The sequence below is a fragment of the Streptomyces sp. NPDC059909 genome (assembly GCF_042730885.1).
Classification (GTDB): domain Bacteria; phylum Actinomycetota; class Actinomycetes; order Streptomycetales; family Streptomycetaceae; genus Streptomyces.
The window spans coordinates 429-1,615 of record NZ_JBHWKX010000214.1 but is presented as its reverse complement, the minus strand read 5'-3'; the positions used below and the strand labels follow the sequence as shown (position 1 = coordinate 1,615).

2 protein-coding genes are annotated in these 1,187 nt (G+C 70.3%); both read left to right on the top strand.

The features are described 5' to 3' along the window. Positions 1-612 (top strand): M20/M25/M40 family metallo-hydrolase (locus tag ACFV9O_RS40300; protein ID WP_385428043.1); only part of this gene is annotated, 612 nt, incomplete at its 5' end. Further along, on the top strand, positions 609-1,187 hold a 579-nt coding region (locus ACFV9O_RS40295; protein ID WP_385428040.1), incomplete at its 3' end, for a transketolase. The genes ACFV9O_RS40300 and ACFV9O_RS40295, both read left to right, overlap by 4 nt.

The window sequence follows — 1,187 nt, the reverse complement described above, 5'->3', positions numbered from 1 at the left end:
ACGCGGTTCCGCGGCCGGATCGTGGTCGTGGGCGCTGTGGAGGAGGAGACCGCGATGTCCCGGGGCGCGGTGGAGATCCGCCGTACGCACGAGCCGCCGGACGCGCTGATCATCGGCGAGCCCAGTGGCTGCGACACGGTCGTCCTCGGGTACAAGGGAAAGCTCGACCTCCGCTACCACGTACGGTGCGAGGCGACCCATCCCAGCAACGTCGTGCCCAAGGCCTCCGAACTCGCGGCGCGGGCGTGGACGGAGCTGCTGGACCTGCTCGGCCCGGAAGCGAGCCACGCCCGGTTCGACAGTCCTGGACCGACCTTGGTGTCGATCAGTGGTGGCCTGAGTGCGGCCACCGCGGAGTTCAGTGTCCGGATTCCCCCGGGCTTCGACGCCGAGGGACTGGTGGGCGCGTTGTCCGTGAAGACCGGCACCTCCGACATGAACACCCTGGCGGAGCGGTGGAGCGTGCCGATGGCCACCTACGGGCCGGGGGACAGCGGCCTGGACCACTCCGACCGGGAACACATCGAACTGTCCGAGTACCTGTTCGCCATCGGGGTGCTGACCCGTGCCCTGGCCGAACTGGGCGAGCACCTCACCGGAGAGAACCGATGAGCGACGACCACGCGCGTACGGCACGGGAACTCATCGTGCGGATGTGCGCCAACCCGGAAGGCGGACACCTCGGCGGATCGATGTCCATGGTCGAGATCCTGGTGACGCTCTACCGGCACGTGCTGAGGATCGACCCGCGACGGCCGCAGGCCCCGGACCGGGACATCCTGCTGCTGAGCAAGGGGCACGGCGCGATCGGACTGTACGCGGTCCTGGCGGAGCGGGGCTTCTTCCCCATGGAGCTGCTGGCGAGCTACGGCACTGCGGACAGCATGTTCACCGCACACCCGAATCCGGCCGTCCCCGGGGTCGAGATGCCGACCGGGTCGCTCGGACACGGGCTGCCGCTCGGAGTCGGCTTCGCGCTCGCCGCCCGGCTGGACGGCAGTGACCGGCGCTGCTTCGTCGTACTGGGCGACGGCGAACTGCAGGAGGGCTCGGTCTGGGAGGCCGCGATGGCGGCCGGCGCCCAGGGGCTGGACCGGCTGGTGGCGATCGTGGACCGCAACGGGCTGCAGATCAGCGGTGACACGGAAGAGACCCTGGGCCTCGAGCCGCTCGGGGACCGGTGGCGC